The 18,448-nt window shown below is 44.8% G+C and carries 18 protein-coding genes; 10 read left to right on the forward strand and 8 right to left on the reverse strand.

Annotation, left to right across the window (positions count from 1 at the left end):
• Positions 1 to 93 precede the first annotated feature (93 nt).
• A complete protein-coding gene (locus tag ACE5CV_RS14155; protein WP_374950836.1) occupies positions 94 to 657 on the forward strand; it encodes a YqgE/AlgH family protein in 564 nt (187 codons plus the stop codon).
• A 167-nt stretch (positions 658 to 824) separates the two neighbouring features.
• Here ACE5CV_RS14155 and purE read toward each other — a convergent pair whose 3' ends face one another.
• Positions 825 to 1,319, reverse strand: a complete 495-nt coding sequence (gene purE, locus ACE5CV_RS14160; protein WP_374950837.1) for a 5-(carboxyamino)imidazole ribonucleotide mutase — start codon at positions 1,317 to 1,319, stop codon at positions 825 to 827.
• A gap of 87 nt (positions 1,320 to 1,406) precedes the next feature.
• On the reverse strand, positions 1,407 to 2,546 hold the full coding sequence (locus ACE5CV_RS14165) for a 5-(carboxyamino)imidazole ribonucleotide synthase (protein ID WP_374950838.1): 1,140 nt from the start codon (positions 2,544 to 2,546) through the stop codon (positions 1,407 to 1,409).
• A 199-nt stretch (positions 2,547 to 2,745) separates the two neighbouring features.
• Between ACE5CV_RS14165 and ACE5CV_RS14170 the strand changes: the two genes are divergently transcribed.
• Positions 2,746 to 4,203, forward strand: a complete 1,458-nt coding sequence (locus ACE5CV_RS14170; protein ID WP_374950839.1) for an NADP-dependent isocitrate dehydrogenase — start codon at positions 2,746 to 2,748, stop codon at positions 4,201 to 4,203.
• Positions 4,204 to 4,350: 147 nt separating this feature from the next.
• On the forward strand, positions 4,351 to 5,649 hold the full coding sequence (locus tag ACE5CV_RS14175; RefSeq protein ID WP_374950840.1) for an MFS transporter: 1,299 nt from the start codon (positions 4,351 to 4,353) through the stop codon (positions 5,647 to 5,649).
• 153 nt (positions 5,650 to 5,802) lie between these two features.
• On the opposite strand, the gene ACE5CV_RS14180 is transcribed toward ACE5CV_RS14175, so the two are convergent.
• The 3 genes from ACE5CV_RS14180 to ACE5CV_RS14190 all read right to left on the reverse strand — a co-directional run bounded on the left by ACE5CV_RS14180 (position 5,803) and on the right by ACE5CV_RS14190 (position 8,577).
• Positions 5,803 to 6,849, reverse strand: a complete 1,047-nt coding sequence (locus ACE5CV_RS14180; protein ID WP_374950841.1) for an AI-2E family transporter — start codon at positions 6,847 to 6,849, stop codon at positions 5,803 to 5,805.
• 196 nt (positions 6,850 to 7,045) lie between these two features.
• Complete coding sequence (locus tag ACE5CV_RS14185; RefSeq protein ID WP_374950842.1) at positions 7,046 to 7,591, reverse strand: ankyrin repeat domain-containing protein; 546 nt, start codon at positions 7,589 to 7,591, stop codon at positions 7,046 to 7,048.
• Between the two features lie 308 nt (positions 7,592 to 7,899).
• On the reverse strand, positions 7,900 to 8,577 hold the full coding sequence (locus tag ACE5CV_RS14190) for a hypothetical protein (protein WP_374950843.1): 678 nt from the start codon (positions 8,575 to 8,577) through the stop codon (positions 7,900 to 7,902).
• A 42-nt stretch (positions 8,578 to 8,619) separates the two neighbouring features.
• Between ACE5CV_RS14190 and ACE5CV_RS14195 the strand changes: the two genes are divergently transcribed.
• Both ACE5CV_RS14195 and ACE5CV_RS14200 read left to right on the forward strand, forming a co-directional pair.
• Positions 8,620 to 9,633, forward strand: coding sequence for a threonine aldolase family protein (locus tag ACE5CV_RS14195; protein WP_374950844.1), 1,014 nt, complete (start codon positions 8,620 to 8,622; stop codon positions 9,631 to 9,633).
• A 104-nt stretch (positions 9,634 to 9,737) separates the two neighbouring features.
• A complete protein-coding gene (locus ACE5CV_RS14200; RefSeq protein WP_374950845.1) occupies positions 9,738 to 10,823 on the forward strand; it encodes a DNA topoisomerase IB in 1,086 nt (361 codons plus the stop codon).
• A gap of 75 nt (positions 10,824 to 10,898) precedes the next feature.
• Here the strand turns inward: ACE5CV_RS14200 and ACE5CV_RS14205 are convergent, their stop codons facing one another.
• Positions 10,899 to 13,001 (reverse strand): M56 family metallopeptidase, encoded by a 2,103-nt coding sequence (locus ACE5CV_RS14205; protein WP_374950846.1) that lies wholly within the window; start codon positions 12,999 to 13,001, stop codon positions 10,899 to 10,901.
• A gap of 12 nt (positions 13,002 to 13,013) precedes the next feature.
• Positions 13,014 to 13,370: a BlaI/MecI/CopY family transcriptional regulator gene (locus ACE5CV_RS14210; RefSeq protein ID WP_374950847.1), complete on the reverse strand. Its 357-nt coding sequence runs from the start codon at positions 13,368 to 13,370 to the stop codon at positions 13,014 to 13,016.
• Positions 13,371 to 13,492: 122 nt separating this feature from the next.
• On the opposite strand from ACE5CV_RS14210, the gene ACE5CV_RS14215 reads away from it, so the two are divergent.
• The 3 genes from ACE5CV_RS14215 to ACE5CV_RS14225 all read left to right on the forward strand — a co-directional run bounded on the left by ACE5CV_RS14215 (position 13,493) and on the right by ACE5CV_RS14225 (position 15,905).
• On the forward strand, positions 13,493 to 14,341 hold the full coding sequence (locus tag ACE5CV_RS14215; RefSeq protein WP_374950848.1) for an SDR family NAD(P)-dependent oxidoreductase: 849 nt from the start codon (positions 13,493 to 13,495) through the stop codon (positions 14,339 to 14,341).
• Between the two features lie 81 nt (positions 14,342 to 14,422).
• Entirely contained in the window at positions 14,423 to 14,950 is a 528-nt protein-coding gene (locus tag ACE5CV_RS14220; RefSeq protein ID WP_374950849.1) for a c-type cytochrome, read from the forward strand.
• 70 nt (positions 14,951 to 15,020) lie between these two features.
• Positions 15,021 to 15,905, forward strand: coding sequence for a Nif3-like dinuclear metal center hexameric protein (locus ACE5CV_RS14225; protein WP_374950850.1), 885 nt, complete (start codon positions 15,021 to 15,023; stop codon positions 15,903 to 15,905).
• A gap of 201 nt (positions 15,906 to 16,106) precedes the next feature.
• Here ACE5CV_RS14225 and ACE5CV_RS14230 read toward each other — a convergent pair whose 3' ends face one another.
• The gene (locus ACE5CV_RS14230) at positions 16,107 to 17,321 is read right to left on the reverse strand and encodes an NAD(P)/FAD-dependent oxidoreductase (RefSeq protein WP_374950851.1); all 1,215 of its coding nucleotides are present in this window, start codon (positions 17,319 to 17,321) and stop codon (positions 16,107 to 16,109) included.
• On the opposite strand from ACE5CV_RS14230, the gene ACE5CV_RS14235 reads away from it, so the two are divergent.
• Together ACE5CV_RS14235 and ACE5CV_RS14240 are read left to right on the forward strand one after the other, a co-directional pair.
• A complete protein-coding gene (locus ACE5CV_RS14235) occupies positions 17,320 to 17,928 on the forward strand; it encodes an NADH-quinone oxidoreductase subunit A (RefSeq protein ID WP_374950852.1) in 609 nt (202 codons plus the stop codon). The two genes, ACE5CV_RS14230 and ACE5CV_RS14235, sit on opposite strands and share 2 nt — an antisense overlap.
• Positions 17,918 to 18,397 (forward strand): NADH-quinone oxidoreductase subunit B, encoded by a 480-nt coding sequence (locus ACE5CV_RS14240; RefSeq protein ID WP_374950853.1) that lies wholly within the window; start codon positions 17,918 to 17,920, stop codon positions 18,395 to 18,397. Before ACE5CV_RS14235 ends, ACE5CV_RS14240 begins: the two co-directional genes overlap by 11 nt.
• Positions 18,398 to 18,448: the final 51 nt, after the last annotated feature.

An 18,448-nucleotide genomic window follows, 5' to 3' on the forward strand; every position in this document is an offset into this window, starting at 1 on the left:
TAATTAAACCGTAAATAACGTATACAGTTCATTTTTACAGGTAACGAACATATTTTAAAAATGAGTGTTATTATTTAAAACATATTACAACCTATGCTGAGTCCAATTGCGCCTGCTGCGGGCAGGTTACTTATATCAGAACCCTTTATGCCCGATCCAACCTTTAAACGTTCGGTGATCTTACTTACCGAATATTCTGAGGGCGGGGCGATGGGGTTTATCCTGAACCATCAGAGCGAGTACCTGCTAGGCGATATATTACCGGATGTATCTTACTCAGAACTACCCGTGTATGCAGGCGGCCCTGTCTCTGCAAATACTTTGCACTACATTCATCGTTGCCCTGAAAAAATAGATGGCGGTATAGAGATCTGGGAAGGGGTGTACTGGGGAGGCGATTTTGACCAGATAAAGGAATTGATCAATACTTACCAGTTGCAGGAGGGCGAGATCAAGTTTTTTACAGGTTACTCCGGCTGGACACCCTCGCAATTAGATGATGAATTGCGTGAGGATGCCTGGATCGTGGCCAACAAGTTTGAATCGGACACGATTTTCAGCAACAATGAGCATAACCTGTGGCGCGAAGTAGTAATTAGCTTGGGCCAACGGTACGCGCATATTGCTAACTTTCCCGAAAACCCTTTATTGAATTAATTTATACCAATACTTATAAATATAGTGTTCACGTTCATTGCCGTGAACACTTTTCATTTACTGTATATGGGTTTAAATCAGTGGTTTGAAAAAATGCTTACTGACAAACTATTGCCACCATTTGTTATTGTAAAATTCCTATCGGAAATTAATGTAACAGCTTAAATTTACTTCGTTTCCATCTCTGCTGCCGATGCTTCAACCACTTGCTTCAATTTTTCTTTAAAGGCGATCAAATTAGCCACTAAGTGTTCGTCTGCGGTAGACAGGATCTGAGCAGCCAAAATACCGGCGTTTTTTGCGGCGTTTAAAGCAACCGTGGCTACAGGGATACCGTTAGGCATTTGCAGGATAGACAAGATCGAATCCCAACCATCAATAGAGTTGCTTGATTTTACCGGCACACCGATCACGGGCAAGTGCGTCAACGATGCCACCATTCCCGGTAAATGCGCAGCGCCACCTGCACCGGCTATGATCACCTTGATGCCCCGATCTGCTGCGGCGCGTGCATAGCTAAACATCCTGTCAGGCGTGCGGTGTGCCGATACTACCGTCATTTCGTATTCAACACCCAGTTCTTTTAACACATCCGCGGCATCCTGCATTACGTTCAGGTCCGACTTGCTGCCCATTATTATGGCAATCTTTGGTTGGCTCATGGTTTAAATTAATCTTAGTAATTAATATGTCATTAGTGAGGAGATTGCCGCGTCGCTATAGCTCCCCGCAATGACATAGAATTAAATTTACGCTATCACTTTCAACGTTTCTTGCACGTAACGTGCTTTTTCGATTGCTTTTTCCCGGTCGTTATCAACGATGGTTACATGCCCCATTTTACGGAACGGTTTGGTTAGTGCTTTGCCGTATAGGTGCACATACACACCGGCGCACTTCAATACTTTTTCGATACCCTGGTAAACGGCGGGGCCTTCGTATCCGGCTTCGCCTAAAACGTTGATCATGATAGCGTTGCTCAGGCTGGCGGTGTCGCCTAACGGCTGATTGAATATCGCGCGTAAATGCTGCTCAAACTGCGATACTACGTTACCCTCTATGGTTTGATGGCCGCTATTATGCGGGCGGGGGGCCAGTTCATTTACCAATATCTTCCCGCTTTTGTCCAAAAACATTTCAACCGCCAGCAAGCCTACAATATTTAAAGTTTCGGCAATGCGCTTGGCAATATTCTCAGCTTCCATTTGTACTTCAAACGGCAGGGTAGACGGCGATATTAAATACTCTACTAAATTAGCTTGCGGGTTAAATTCCATCTCCACCATGGGGAAGGTTTTCACCTCGCCGTTTTCATTACGGGCTACAATTACACCAATCTCTTTTTCAAAATCGATCATGCGCTCTACCAGGCTGGGCTCGGTAAAGGCATTATCCAGGTAAGTTTGGTCTAATACTTTGTAAACGCCTTTGCCGTCATACCCATCTCTCCGCAATTTTTGAATGTAGGGGAAAGGGATGTGGCTATCGCGTAATTGTTCTGGCGATGCGATGATCTGAAATTCCGCGGTTGGGATCTCGTTTTCTTTAAAGAATTGCTTTTGCAGGCCTTTATCCTGAATTAACCTGATAATGCGCGATTGCGGATAAACGGCCACGCCCTCTTTTTCCAGCTGCTCCAGTGCATCAACGTTAACTTTCTCAATCTCTATGGTCAGCAGATCAACCTTTTTACCAAAGTTGTAAACCGTTTCATAATCACTTAACGAGCCTACAACAAATTCGTTGCAAAGGCGGCGACATGGAGCTTCGCGGTCGGGGTCTAAAACCTTCACCGTAACGTTGTAATTTATCGCCTGCTGTATCAGCATGCGGCCAAGCTGGCCACCGCCTAAAATTCCTAATTTTAAATCGCCGTAAAATGCTTTCATCGTATAGCTGACAAATTTAACCTAAATCTTTTAAAAAAAGGCCGAACAATTATTTCTTGACAAGGTTATAAAACCATGTCTGTGTTGCATACTTAAACGCGTTGCACATAGCACCATACATACACAATAAGTGTAAAAAACTGCGATTTTTAGCCCCTTTTGGCTACCTTTGCAGCGTTTTTACATACACAGTTAATCTATGAAAACTAAAATAGCAGTAGCAAAAGGCGACGGTATAGGCCCGGAAATTATGGCCGCCGTACTCCGCATATTCGCGGCAGCCAATGTACAACTTGACTACGAATATGTAGAAATGGGAAAGTCTTATTTCGATGCAGGGCACTCTACAGGGATGACCGCAGCAGCAAAAGAAACTATCGAACGCCTTGGTTTGTTATTTAAAGGACCTATGGAAACCCCTAAGGGTAAAGGTGTTAAAAGCATCAATGTAACCGCACGTAAAGTATGGAATACCTACGCAAACCAGCGCGATTTTCGATCGCTTAACGGCGTTGATACGGTATTTTCAAAAGCCGGTATCCCAATCAACCTTACCATTGTTCGCGAAAATATTGAGGATACCTACGGAGGCATCGAGCACCTGCTAACAAATGATGTAGCCGTTGGGCGCCGCATCATTACCCGCCCCGGTTCTGCACAAGTGATCCGCTATGCTTTTGAGATGGCGCGCCGCAAAGGTTACACTAAGCTGGCTTGCGGCCACAAGGCCAATATCATGAAGCTTACCGACGGTTTGTTTTTAGAAACATTTAATGAAATAGCAAAGGAATACCCGGATATCGAATCATCTGACATAATCGTGGATGATTTATGTATGAAGCTGGTATCGCGCCCGGAAATGTTCCAGGCCATTGTGCTGACCAACCTGCAGGGCGATATCGTGTCTGACCTTTGCGCCGGTTTAGTAGGTGGTTTAGGCTTTGCACCATCAGCAAATATTGGTGATAATATTTCCATTTTTGAGGCTGTACACGGTACTGCACCAGACATTGCCGGCCGGGGAATTGCTAACCCTACTGCCTTGCTACTTTCGGGTATCCTGATGCTGCGTTACCTGGGCTTTACTACCGCTGCCGCAAATATTGAAAACGCTTTACTTTACACTTTAGAGCAAGGTGTACACACCGGCGATTTTGGTGACAGATCAACCCAATCAGCCAATACAGATACGTTTGCTGATGCTATTATTGCGAATTTGGGCCAGGTGCCTGCAAAAGGTGAAGTTGTAGCGCAACCTGATATGGAAGTAAAAGCCAATCACGATCATCCGCTTAAAAATAAGCTAACAGTTACCAGCACAAACGTGGAGGAAGAAATGGTTGGGGTGGATGTTTTTGTAGAATCAAACAAACAACCAAATGAACTTGCCGAATTGGCAAAACGTAAACAAACTGATAACTTCCAGCTGGTTATGATCTCTAATCGTGGTACCCAAGTATGGCCAACCGGATCAATATTTACCGAGTTGGTGAACGAATACCGCATTCGTTTTGAGAAACAAGACGGTACCACCATCACCCAGAAAGAGATCCTGCATATTGCAGCCGACCTGTCTGAAGATTTTAAGGTGTGCTCGGTAGAGTTCCTGATGAAATTTGGAGGTAAAATAGGCTACACTCTGGCACAGGGGCAGTAAGCCATAAGTTTAAAATATGTTTTAAAGCCCGTCGGAAACGATGGGCTTTGTTTTTGATGTAAAATTAACTTACAACCAAGCCCTCTTTTTTTCTTAAAACAAAAATTTAAGTTTTAATATTACAGTAGCTATAAACTTAAATTAACCTTGCTATCTAAACTTCCAGTACTTAAAGAGAGCGCCGGCTTGCGGTACTTCACCTTTTTTTACCTTTATATCATGCAAGGCATCCCGTCTGGTTTTGCCCTGTATGCAATGGTTAATTATCTTGCAGGAAAGGGAATATCTTCCAGTTCGGTTGGTACGTTTGCGGCTATAGTGGGCATTCCATGGATCATCCAGTTTGTTTGGGGGCCTATAATCGACAGGTATCAGTTTTCGGTCATTGGACACCGCAAACATTGGGTGGTACTTACTCAAACCCTGGCTTTTTTGGCGTCACTCACCTTGCTTTTGGTGCATGACCCCGTAAAGCAATTAACGCTGATGTCGATAGTGTTTTTTATTCACAGCAATTTTGCCAGCGTACAGGATGCGAGTGTAGATGCCATTGCGATTTCAATTGTGCCGGATAAAGAACGCGGGCGGGTAAATGCTTTTATGCGCGGCGGTTATTTGTTGGGAATAGCGGCAGGCTCTGCAGGGTTATCTACCGTTTTACATTATTATGGTTTTTTTTACGCTGCTGCAGGGCAGTCCGTGTTACTACTTTTGATGACGGTTCTTACCTTCTGCATCCGGCTGGATAGTGCCGATGGTTTTATCCCCTCGTTTAAATTTAAGAGTACTGTAAAACCGGCCGCAAAAGATTTGGATAACCCTGATTTAAAATGGCTGTTCCGTCAATTATATAACGGTATCACCGAAAAGGTGAGCTTACGTACGTTTGGTATCATCGCCCTGGTTTACACCTGTAACAGCATCTTTATCCGGTCGTTCTCGTTCCATATTATCCACAACCTGCATTGGGCAGATAATGCCGTATCGGTATTGCAGGGGGGCTGGGGCACCATAGCAACATTAATAGTGACAATTGGAGGCGGTGTAATTGCCGATAGAATGGGCCCGGGGAAACTTCAATTATTTGTAATGGTGGGCATTTGCCTTTTCCTGGTGCTGTTTAACAGTTTTGGAGCTATGTGGGCACATAAGCCATTAACCATAACCGGCCTTATGCTTTGGAATTTTGCCGACCCGATGTTTAGCGTTGCCGCCATGCCCATGCTAATGGCGCTTTGCCGCAAAAAGGTAGAAGGCTCGCAATTTACCGCTTACATGGCCATGGTGAATTTTTGCGATGTTTTAGGATCTTACATTTCCGGCTGGGCCATGACCTATATTTCGGCACCTGTTATCGGCATGACGTGCGGATGTATCATATTTATTGTAGTTGCTTATAAGATTGTATCTAAACAACCCGCCACTAAGCCAGCTTACGCGGTTTAAAATTACAGTTTGCCATACTATATTTGTCTAAAAATTCGACTGCACGACTATTTAAAATGTGGACTGCCGGCACTTACAGGGTAATGATGTAAGGGTTAGACTTTAACGGAAACATTGGCCGGCAAGTTTACCGTTACCAGGTTCAATAAATTATTAACACAGGTCGTTTATTTTCTTTACGTAAAGCTCATCCACAAGTATGATCAGGATAGCCAGCAACGGTACCGCCAGGATCACCCCGAGGGCACCGCAGAGTGTACCCATAATAACCTGGCTGATAATGGTTAAAGCCGGCGGGGTGTTGATCATTTTCTTTTGAATAAGCGGGGTTACAATGTTGCTTACAACAGTTTGCGATACCATATACAATATCGCCGTTGCGATGGCGGTATTAACGCTTACGGTAAGGGCAAGCAATACGCCCGGTATCATGGCGGCAAGCGAACCAAAGTTAGGGATCAGCTTAAGGATACCGGTTATCAGCGCCAATACTAAAGCCACGGGGATACCCATAATAGTTAAGCCGGTGGTTATCAGTATAGTGATTAAAACCATGGAAAGCATCATTCCCTTTAACCAGCCTTTAAGTGCCTGGCTGATGCGGTCGATAACACATTTGGCCAGTTGCTTTTTACTGTCGGGCATTAATTTAATGATGCCATCTTTATAAAGGCTGGGGCTGGCAGTAAAAAAGATCCCCAAAAACAGGATGATATAAATATTACCCAAAACGCCGAAACTGGTGCTGAAAAAGTGGCCGGCAGTCGCGTATAACTTTTCTGACTTATCGCCAGAGAAATATTGCAGCAGGCGCGACCCAATTGGCGATTCGGAAAGTTTTATTTTGGCGGTATTGATGGTATTGGGAAGTGTATCGCTCAGTACAGCAATCTGTCCTTGTATTTTGGTGCCCATAAACCATAGTAATGCGGCGATGATAGCAAATGAGATAGAAACAGATAAGATCATGCTTACACGCCGGCTAAACTTTGTACGGCGCTCAATAATATCGCCCAGGCCGTGAAAGTAAACAGAGATCAATACACCGGCAAGCACCATTAACAGTACATTAAAAGCCACCCGCGCAATCAAGATAACCACAACAAGTAATGCTACGATGGCTACGGTTTGCCAAACTTTTCCGATGTAGGATAATTCTCTTTTGGTTACCTTTTCTTCTGGGCGGATATCTTCTGGCATGCGGCAAGTTTTATGTGATATCATAACGACAGCATTTAGTCCCAAAAGTTTTAAGAGATAGCAGAATGTGTTGATCAGCAACCGGCCGGTTATCTGTTTTTGGCAAGAGCCAGGTTTTCGTTTTGCCTTAATTTGCGGGTAAAGCAAAACCCCTGCGGAAAGACGCAGGGGTTAGGAACAAAATAGTTATCAGAAATTACTTCGAGTGAGTTGCTGTTGCAGATGAGGTTTTTAGCAAACCTAAAATTTCATTGTTGTTTAAGTCTTCCGCATAATCAAAAGCTGACTTGTTCTGATTATCTTTTTCGTTTTTGTCGGCGCCATGATTTAACAGGTAATCTACCGCATCGGCATTACCGGTATTAACCGCAGCCATCAAAGCGGTTTGTCCATTATTATTTCTAAGGCTTACATCAGGAAAGTGACTGGCTAAAAGATACATCGCTTGGGTAAGGTTATTTTGGCAGGCAACAAGCAGGGCGGTATTGCCGGCATTATCTTTTACGTCAACCGATGGATTCTTTTGAAGCAGGGCAATAATAATGCGTTCGTTACCGCCTTTTACAGCATTGATAAGGGGCGTAGCACCGTTAGCGTCTTTGGTATCTAAGTCGGCACCTTTGCTTAATAGGAATTTTACAGCAGGGGCATCATTTTCTTTAATGGCTGTAAAAATGTTTTGTGCGCTTACTGATATCGAAAATAGTACCAATACAGCGAACAAGGAAATTGATTGTTTCATTCAAAATGGTTTTGCGGCTTGCGCCAGTTAAATTTTTCGGCATATACGAGGTTAACTTAACAGTAGACTTTGAATGATGTGATCTGTATATTCTTATAGGTAGTACTCCTTTTACGGGTTTTACGCTAAGGAAAGTTTGCTTTAAACTTCAAAATGCGTAAAAGAGCATTATAGCCTAATTAAAGGCTATAATCCCAACATAGTATTAGATGATTTACTAAACTATAAACTTTTAGTTAGGCAACTATTGTCAGGATAAGAAAATCGGACGATGATTGTATGACAGTAGGATTACAAACGCAGTACGGTTATTTGGCGGTACCTTTCGTTTTATAGAACAGTTCAACCAACTTTTCGATGTTGGAAAGATGGTAGTTACCGTTGCGGATCTTGACCACCACATCAGGCTCATCAGCCATAACCTCGCTCATAATATCGATAAAGTTTTCGTTGGTAAGATGGTGCATATCGGCTGTGCTGGTGCCGTAGTAGCAATTCATCTTAGAACTTTTACCACCACCGCCGCCAAAGGAGATACCTAAACCGCCGCCAAAATTAGTTCCATAACCACCACCAGTGCTCAGCCCAACACCAGGCGAAAAGCGCACACCACTACCACCGCCGCCGCTGCCGGCACCGCGAGTAGCATAAATTTTCAGGGGTTCGTCAACCACCACACGTACAAAATCAAATTCTTTTTTCGCCCAGGTTTCGTTGCCTGGCGCATGGGCTACCACAAAGCTGTCCTTGCCTGCAACAAACGATTGCAGGTCGCTAGTGCTTAGCTGCAAAGCACTGCCTTTTTCGGTTTCTTTATACTCTATAAACCCCTCGTTTTTAATAGGGCCGCTACCGCCCGGATAGGCACGGATAAAACCGGTTTCTTTTACCCCTTTAACATCGGTAAAATGGCCGGGCTGCCACTTTTGTGATTTTGCCGATACAACTATCAGCATAAAAAATAAAATGATTAAAATTGAGCGCATAATTATCAAACACAAATAACGTACTTTTTAGCTATTTAATATATGATGACTGTTGATTTACGCAGCGATACTGTAACCAAACCAACTGCCGGTATGCTGGAAGCCATGTGGAGCGCCAAAGTGGGCGATGACGTATTTGGCGAGGATGAAACCGTTAACGCGCTGGAACAAAAGGCTGCCGAAATGTTTGGGATGGAGTCGGCCATTTATTGCCCTTCTGGTACTATGACCAACCAGATCGCCATTAAATGTTTTACCCAGCCGCTGGATGAATTAATAGCCGACCAAACGGCCCACGTTTACCGTTACGAAGGCGGCGGCATTGCATTTAATTCAGGCGTATCTACCCGTTTATTAAATGGCTACCGCGGCATCCTTACCGCCGAAATGATAGAACCTGAAATTAACGCCGAAAATATTCATTACCCGCACACCAGCCTGGTTGTTTTAGAAAACACAGTTAACAAAGGCGGCGGCAGCTGTTACACTTTAAGCCAGATAGCACCAATAGCGCAGCTTTGCCATAATAGGGGCTTAACGCTGCACCTAGATGGCGCGCGGATCTTTAACGCCCTGGCACACACAGGCGATAGCGCTAAAGATTACGGCAAGTATTTTAACGGCGTCTCTGTTTGTTTGTCTAAAGGGTTGGGTGCCCCTGTTGGCTCGGTTTTACTTGCGGACAGGGCTACTATCAATTATGCGAGGCGCATCCGTAAGGTATTAGGTGGCGGGATGCGGCAGGCCGGTTTTCTGGCCGCTGCGGGTATCTATGCGCTCGATCATCACGTAGAACGCCTGAAGATAGATCATTCGCATGCGCAGATCATGGCCGAAGCCTTAGCACAAACCCCTTGGGTTACCAATGTAGTGCCGGTAGAGACCAATATTATATTGTTTGACACTACTGAACCTGCTGTTGTTATTCTGGCTAAATTGGAAGCCAAAGGAATTAAAGCCAACAGTACTGATACGCACCGCATCCGTTTTGTAACGCATTTAGATGTGCACCCTAACCAGGTAGAGTATGTGGTGAGTGAGTTGAAAAATTTGTGATTTGATTTCTGCGCAGGCAGTAGTGAGTAGAGGAAGTAGTATGCACCTGTAACTTAAAACTAACCGCTCAAAACTTATAACTGCACGCGGTGTTATTAAACAACATGAACCGCCTCCTAAAAAAACTTGAAAAAATTGGCCGCGACCCAAAAGTAACTGCTAAGGCAGTTGGCCTTCGTTATGTTGCAGATTCTACACCGGGTTACACGCGCAAAAAGTCGGGTAAGGGGTGGACCTACATGGACGCTGAAGGTACGACAGTTAAAGATAAAGAGCTTATACACCGTTTTAATGGGTTGGTGATACCGCCTGCCTATACCAATGTGTGGATCTCGCCGTATGATAACGGGCACCTGCAATTTACGGGAACAGATGCTGCAGGCCGTAAACAATACCGTTATCATTCGCACTGGAACAAAATCCGCAATCAATCCAAGTACCACCGGCTGCAAACTTTTGCTTCGCACCTGCCTGCCATACGGAAACAGGTTGATGAGGATCTTGCCCGCAAAAACCTGGATCATGCCAAAGTTGTTGCACTGGTGGTTAGGTTAATGGAGCTGACAAGCATCAGGGTAGGCAATGAATCGTATAAAAAGCTGTATGGCTCGTTCGGCTTAACTACCCTGATGGACAGGCATGTGAAGATCGATGGATCGCAATTAAATTTTGAATTTAAAGGGAAGAAAGGTGTAATGCACAAAATAGCATTACAAAGTAAAAAGCTGGCTAAGCTGGTAAACCAATGCCGCGACATACCGGGTAAAGAATTGTTCCAATTTTACAATGATGATAACGAACGCTGCACTATTGGGTCGGGAGATATCAATACCTATTTAAAAGAGATTACCGGCGAGGATTTTACCGCTAAGGATTTCAGGACCTGGGCCGGCAGCGTAAGCGCTTTATATGCTATTAAGGAAGCAGGGGAGTTTAGTACGGTATCTGAATGTAAAAAGAAAATTGTAAGTGTACTGGATGAGGTTGCCATTAATCTGGGCAATACGCGTACAGTTTGTAAAAAGTACTATGTGCACCCTACGGTGATCAAAAGTTATGAAGAGGGTACGATATTTAAATACATCCAAAGCCTGGACGAAAAGAAGGATATCAAAAGTTCTGAATTAAACATCGCCGAAATGGCCCTGCTGCAAATACTGGAGAACGAAAAACTTGCCGAAGCGAGTTAGGTATCATAAAAAAGGGTTGACCAGGCTCGCCCCGGTCAACCGCTTTCAATTCAGGTTAACGATTAACTTCTAACTTTACTTTTTATTCTTTTTGGTGTAGATAAAGATTACGCCGTTTTTTGCCTTGTCGCCGTATTGCTCAACCATATTATTATCCTTGCTAACGTTGATCCGGTCAATATCAAACGCTGACAGCTTCTTCATTGCTTTTTCAGACGCTTCCTTACCATCAATTATATACAACTTATCGGCCATATTAACCGGCGTTACAACGGCGCCGCTCGCCCGGTCTATCGTTTCTATCGAGATCACCTTATTAGGGTTCATTGTCCGCGCAAGGCCGGCATTGTCGCTTTTATAACCTCTTACCACTATAGTTTTTGCCGGTTCGTCAACATACGCGCGGTGGTTGGTAATTGTTAAACGTTCGGTACCATAACCGTGTACGGTGGTTGCACTATCTGATGTATAAAGCTTGTTACCATAACCTTTAACTACCACATCGTTCAGTTTCAATTTGGCAGGGCCGCCACTCACTACAATATCATTTAGTTTCAATTTTGCCGGCAAATCCCTTACAACTATTTCATCAACCGGCCCGGCATCACTGTAAGCTTGTATCCCAGCTACTTTGCCGTTTACAGTTTTTACCGATCTGGTGGTGGTAAATTTTTTGCCGTTTACTGTGCCTGTTAAACCCGGTAATGCAGCAATAACAGCAGTTTCTGAGGTGGTGAATGTTGCCGGGTTGCGGTTAACGCCATTAATGCGCACAGCATTCACAGTCGATCTGCCGCGCAATTTTTCAGCCATATTCTTACCTGCTTCGGAGTCTTTAGTGGTTACAAAAAGCACATGACGGTTGTTGTCAAATTCCAGGTTATTATCCGGGCCTATCAAACCATCAACGGCATCCTGCGACACGATGTTCACTGATAAGATCTTATTCGGGTCGATATTTTTAAAGTCGCCAGAGCTGATCTTTTTGCCGTTTAATACCACGTTTACCGAATCTATCCCATTCTTACCGTCAACGGTGCGGATGTAAATGGTCGACTTTTTACCTGTATCTAACTTATTAGCAGTGAAAGAAAAGTGAGCACTGTCAGTTTTAAGCCCGGTGCCACGTATCTTGTTAACAGTGAATGTTAAAGTGCGTTTAAGTACGGTATCTTTTACCATGCTTAAAGCAGTTGCTTTGGTTTGTGCAATCGCAGAATTGGTATTATTTATTGCTGACACGGCTGCCTCTTTAATGGCAACGGTTACCGGGTAGATAGCATTGCTTATGGTAAGCTTTATAGGTTTTGCAACCCCGGCTTTAGCTAGGGTAACTACCAGCAACAGGGCTACAACAGAAGGTATTACAAGTACGTAACGGGTAAGGTTAACTTTCGAAGATCTTTTAGCGTTCATCATAATTATGCGTTTTTTAATGGTTGATATATTAAAATGATTTACAATGCCGGGCGTGTTGCTGTTAAAGCTCACGTTTACAAGGCTGTATTGGTAGGCTTTGCTGTCGAAGCCATTGTTCAGGATCTTACGATCGGTAATAAACTCAATGTTTTCGCGCACAGCCTTTTTCATGAGCCAGATGCCCGGGTTAAACCAGTAGAAAATGCTGCTCAGCTCGGCAAGCAATATGTCTATGGTATGCCAGCCGTTAACATGCACCTGCTCATGCAGCAGTATCGCTTTCAGATCGGCAGGGGTGTGGTTAGCGGGGTTAACATAGATGCTCTGCCAGAACGAAAACGGGGCCGCATCGCCGTCCATTATCCGCACGTCGTGGTTATGGATGTTGGCCGGTTTAGAGCTGCGATAAAGCTTTAATAACGAAAATAGCTGCACCGCTAACCTTACGGCCAGCAAAGCCGCTCCCGCCCAAAAAATATACTCCGCCCATTGCCAGTAAGCGGCTTGCCCAGCCAGCTTTTGTGCCGGCGCTTGCCAAACCAATGCCACATTTTGAACAGGCCTTGTAAGTTCCGCATGTTTTTGTGCAAATCCCGTCAAATCGATCCCGGGATATACAGTAGCAAAAATGATGGCTGTGACAAGATAAGCCCGGTTGAGCGTGTAGAATGTCAAATGCCTTAATACCAGGTAGTACCCGCCGCAAAAAAGCAAAAGCGCGATGTTTACTTTAAATAAAAACACAAATAAAGTTGGCATATTGGGTAAGGGTTAAGGTTTTTCAATCAGTTTAATGATCTCGTGCAACTCATCTGCGCTAATCTTTTTCTCGTTTGCAAAAAAAGTTACCAGGTCTTTATAGGAGTTTTTAAAGTAATCGCTTACAAAGCCGCTCATAAACCTTTTTTTGTATTCCTCTTCATTAATGGCTGGGGTGTACCGGTAAGAGTTTCCTAACTTCTCGCTGGTGACAAAACCTTTGCGCTCCAGATTTTTTATGGTTGATGCCAAAGTTGTGTAAGGTGGTTTCGGCTCATTTATTTGATCTAAAAAATCTTTTATGAAGCCGGTGCCTGCCTGCCATACGGCCTGCATTGCTTCTTCTTCCTGTTGTGATAACTTTTCCATTTCCTACGATTATTTCGTAAACATACGACTATTTCGTAATCATCCAAATTATTTAACATTTTTTAACTGATCTTTTCTTTAAAATATTAGTTTTGATTTGCTTACACAACACATTCCTATTCATGCCTTTATCTACAACAATTATAACCGGTGCCACATCTGGTATAGGTAAACAAACCGCGCTTGAACTGGCAAAGAAAGATCATGCAATTTACATGCTGGTGCGCGACGTTGATAAAGGCGAAAAGGTTAAAGAGCAGCTTATTGAGCTAACCAAAAACAAAAGCATTTATGTTGTGGAGTGTGATCTGGCCGACCTGGAGAGCGTGCGCCGAGCCGCGCTTTTGTTAAAAGGCAGTCTGTTGGCCATTCATGTGCTCATTAATAACGCAGGCGGCATTTACAACGAGTGCGATGAAAGCAAACAAGGTTACGAAATGACTTTTGCGGTGAACCACCTGGGTCACTTTGTACTGCTGCACCACTTATTGCCACTGTTGGAGAGGGGACATGCAAAGGTGATAAACTTAACATCAGAAGCGCACCGGTTTGGCAAGCCGCGTTTCAAAGATATGAACTGGAAGAGCAGCCCGTACTCGCCTTTCAGGGCATATGCAAACGCGAAACTTTACAACATTTACTTCACCCGGTCCATCGAAGCAAAGTACGGGCCCAAAGGCTTAACCGCATTTGCAGCACATCCCGGCATTATTAATACAAATTTCGGTGAGCACCTTACCGGCATCAGTAAATTTTTGATAGGGCTAACCAGGCCGTTTATGAAAAGCGTAGTGGAGGGCGCCCGCACATCGGTTTACCTGGCCACCACCCAGCGCATTGATGCAAAAAGCGGTAAGTATGTTAAAGACAAGAAAGTAACCAACCCATCCGGAACCGCGCTTGACGAAGCATCACGAAATAAACTCTGGCAAATCAGTGTCGAAATGGCCGGCAGGTTCCTGTCAGAATAATAGCTGTTGTAACATTTTTAGGAGATGTTGTTTTTTAAGTTCAAACAACTTAAATTTAACCTAATACTAAGCCCCTTAACAATGATCAATAAAAAACTACTGGCCACCTTCGGCTTGCTGTCTGCAGTAGCGGTGATGGCCATGGCGCCTGCAAAACAACAGGAAAAAGAAAAGCCTAAATACACCAATTTAAAAGTATTACCCAAAAGCATTACCGACCAGCAGTTACACGATGTGATGGACGAATGGTCGAAATCGTTAGGTGTACGCTGCGGATTTTGCCATGCCCGTAACGAGGAAACAAAAAAAACGGATTTTGCCAGCGATGCCAAGCCTGAAAAGGAAATGGCGCGCCACATGTATAAGATGATGAATAACATCAACAAAAAATACTTTGAGGCTAAAAAAGACAGTACCGGCATGATGATGACAACCGGTGTTAACTGCAACACCTGTCATCGCGGGGTATCGCATCCCGAGGTAGTGAAGGCATCGAACGGTGCACGCCGCGGCCCCGGTGGGCCGCCTCCGGGTGGGCAGGTTGGTCCGGGCGGGCCGCCTCCGGCAAATACTACGCCACCGCCAACTACGCCGCCAACCGGTAAATAATAATTTAAAAAAATAAATTTTGCTGAGCATCAACCTACATTGATGCTCAGTTTGTTTAAGCGATAAGATAATGGACAGAAGAAAGTTTATAGCCAATACGGCTACGGTTACGGGCGGCCTGGCCTTAATCAACATGATGCCTGCGATAGCTAATGCAGATTTTACTTTGCAGCAGTATACCGTACAGCAAATAATTGACCTGATATTGAAAGAAGGGAAGCTGACCCCGATCCCCGGCACGGTAGACACCATCAAGAGCGGCAGTGCCGATACGGTTGTTACGGGCATTGTTACCACCATGTTTGCAACGATGGCTGTTATTGAGCAAACGGCCAAACTTGGTGTAAATTTTATCATCGCCCACGAGCCAACGTTTTATAACCATGCCGACGACAAAGAATTTGTAAAGAATAACCCGGTAATGCAGCAGAAACTCGACTTGCTGAATAAATATAAGATCACGCTTTGGCGTTGCCACGATTACATCCATTCTATCAAGCCGGACATTGTGGGCTATGGCGTACTCAAGAAAACCGGCTGGTTGCCTTACCATAAGGGCGGAACAACCGTAGTGATACCACCCAAAAGCCTGATGCAGGTTGTGCAGCATTTAAAAACTACTTTGAACATAGCCCATGTAAGGGTTATTGGCAACCTGAAGCAATCCTGCGAAAAAATCACTTTAATACCTGGCGCTGCCGGTGCCAAGTGGCATCTTTCGGCGGTAATCAGCGACAAACCTGATGTGCTGATTGTTGGTGAGCAATCTGAGTGGGAAACGGCGGAATTTATAAGGAATGCTAATGAACAGGGCCGGAAAATCGCGCTGATCGTACTTGGCCATTCTGTAAGTGAAGAGCCGGGGATGGAATATTTTGTAGAGTGGCTATCGCCAAAATTATCTGGCGTTAAGATTACGCACATTACATCCGGTGATCCGTTTACATGGCTGTGATTGGCATTACCGCGAAACGCTTTCAATGAAAGACCCTGGGGGAGACCGAAAAACAACTGTCATTTCGAACGATAGAGAGAAATCCTCTGCATCATACAATGTCGCGACCGTTCCCAGCCAACAAGATTTCTCGTCGCTGCACTTCCCTCGGAATGACAATAAGGCCATGTCCCGGCAAGATCTCCGGTACGGAACCCGCGTTTACAACTGCTGCGCTATGACAAAGCCGCTTGCCCAGGCCCATTGAAAATTGTAACCGCCAAGCCAGCCGGTTACATCAATACATTCGCCGCCAAAGAACAAGCCCGGAACTTTTTTCGCTTCGAGCGTTTTTGAGGAAAGTTCATCAGTATCCACACCGCCGGTCATTACTTCGGCTTTATCATAGCCTTTGGTGCCGGCCGGCTTTACCTTAAACTCATGTAGTAACGAGCCTATATCGTCCAGCTTGGAGCGGGTTAATGATGCCAGGTTTTTATCAGCAGGTATGTAATCTACCAGCGCCTCGGCAAATTTGCGGGTAAACAACCCCGACAGATAAGCCAAGAGCATTTTCTTGCCGTTTTGTTCACGTTCCTTTAGTATCAGTTCAATAATGTCTTTGCCGGGTAGCAAATCGATATAAATATATTCGCCGGGTTTCCAGTACGACGAGATCTGCAGAATTGCCGGCCCGCTAAGTCCCCAATGGGTAAACAGGATGTTTTCTTCAAAACTTGCCCTGTCATTCCAAACCCGGCAAAAAATGCTGTTGCCGGATAGCTGCTCAAACCAGGGTAGGTCTTTACCGGTAATAGTCAAAGGCACAAGGGCAGGGGCGGTTTCTGTCACCTGCAATCCAAATTTCCGGGCAACACGCAGGCCAAAGTCTGTAGCGCCTAATTTTTGAATGGGTAAACCACCGCTTGCCACCACCACCTTAGCGGCAATTAATTTTAGCTGCCCGCCGCCGCGATCAATTGTGACTGTAAAAGTATCCCCGGTTTTTTCTAAGCTCAAAACTTCGGTATCACACCAAATTTCCTGTTCAAGATCGGCACAAAGGCTGGTAAAAACGCTCACAATATCTTTAGCTTTATCTGTTACCGGAAAAAGCTGGCCAAGTGTTTTTTCCTTGCCCTCAATTCCGTAGGTTTCAAAAAAGGTAACCGTATCTTCTACGGTATATTGCGCCAGGGCCGAGCGTGAAAAGTGTTCGTTTTGAGAAATGAATTGTTTGTGTGTGGTATATAGGTTGGTGTAGTTGCAACGCCCGCCACCGCTTATCAGGATCTTGGCACCCACCCGGTCGTTTTTTTCCAGCACCAGTGTGCGCCTGCCCAAAAAGCCGGCCTGTACTGCGCACATCAAACCGCAGGCACCGCCGCCAATTATTATAGCATCAAAGTGTGATTGTTTTGTTAAATTTGCTGTCATGGATGATGTTTCGCAAATATCAGAATTTGGAAAGATACTTATCTTTTTAATTGTAGGTGTAATTATGGTGTGCGCGTTATTTGTAACTAACAGATTGATAGCCCCAAACCATCCAAATTACGAGAAACAAACAACCTATGAGTGTGGCGAAGAGCCCACCGGCAGTGCTTGGTTACCCTTCAATTCGCGCTTTTATGTAATTGCCCTGGTGTTTTTGCTCTTTGATGTAGAGATGGTATTTGTTTTCCCATGGGCAACCATATTTGCCAACCGCGAATTGTTGCAGGTTGATGAGCGCTGGGGATGGATATCGTTAATAGAAATGTTTATTTTTTTAGGGATCCTGATACTTGGCCTGGCATACGTTTGGCGTAAAGGCGATCTGGACTGGATCAAGCCAACGGTTATCAAACCAACAACCGATGCGCGTATTCCGCAATCTTTGTACGATCAATTGAATAGCGAACAAAGCCGGTTTAAAACCCGCGAATTTATTTTGGAAACTGCGCATGCTCCTGTTGCCGCTGCGCCTGCACCAGCCGATGCGCCGGCTGTAAAGAAACCAATGTTTAAGCCATCATTTAAAAAACCCGCCAATGACGCCTGATTTGACTAATGAAAGTGGTGGCGTTGTTGTCACTAAAATGAATGATCTGCTCAACTGGGCAAGGTTGTCGTCGTTATGGCCATTAAGTTTTGGTATTGCCTGCTGCGCTATCGAAATGATGGGTTCCATGGCATCTACCTATGACCTGGATAGGTTTGGCGTTTTCCCGCGGCCATCGGCACGCCAGGCGGATGTGATCATTATCGCCGGTACGGTTACCTTTAAAATGGCCGAGCGCATCAAACGCCTGTACGAGCAGATGCCCGAACCAAAATATGTGATCTCGATGGGCTCATGCTCCAACTGCGGCGGGCCATACTGGCAGCACGGCTATCATGTGGTCAAGGGTGTGGATAGGGTAATCCCGGTGGATGTTTATGTACAAGGCTGCCCCCCACGACCCGAGGCGCTTATAGGCGCGATACTGGAATTGCAAAAGAAAATAGAGACGGAGCAACTGGTAGGATAGTAAGTATAACCAATTGTTAATTCGAACCGAGGTACGAGGGAGAAATCCTCT

The organism is Mucilaginibacter sp. (genome assembly GCF_964263795.1).
GTDB lineage: Bacteria > Bacteroidota > Bacteroidia > Sphingobacteriales > Sphingobacteriaceae > Mucilaginibacter.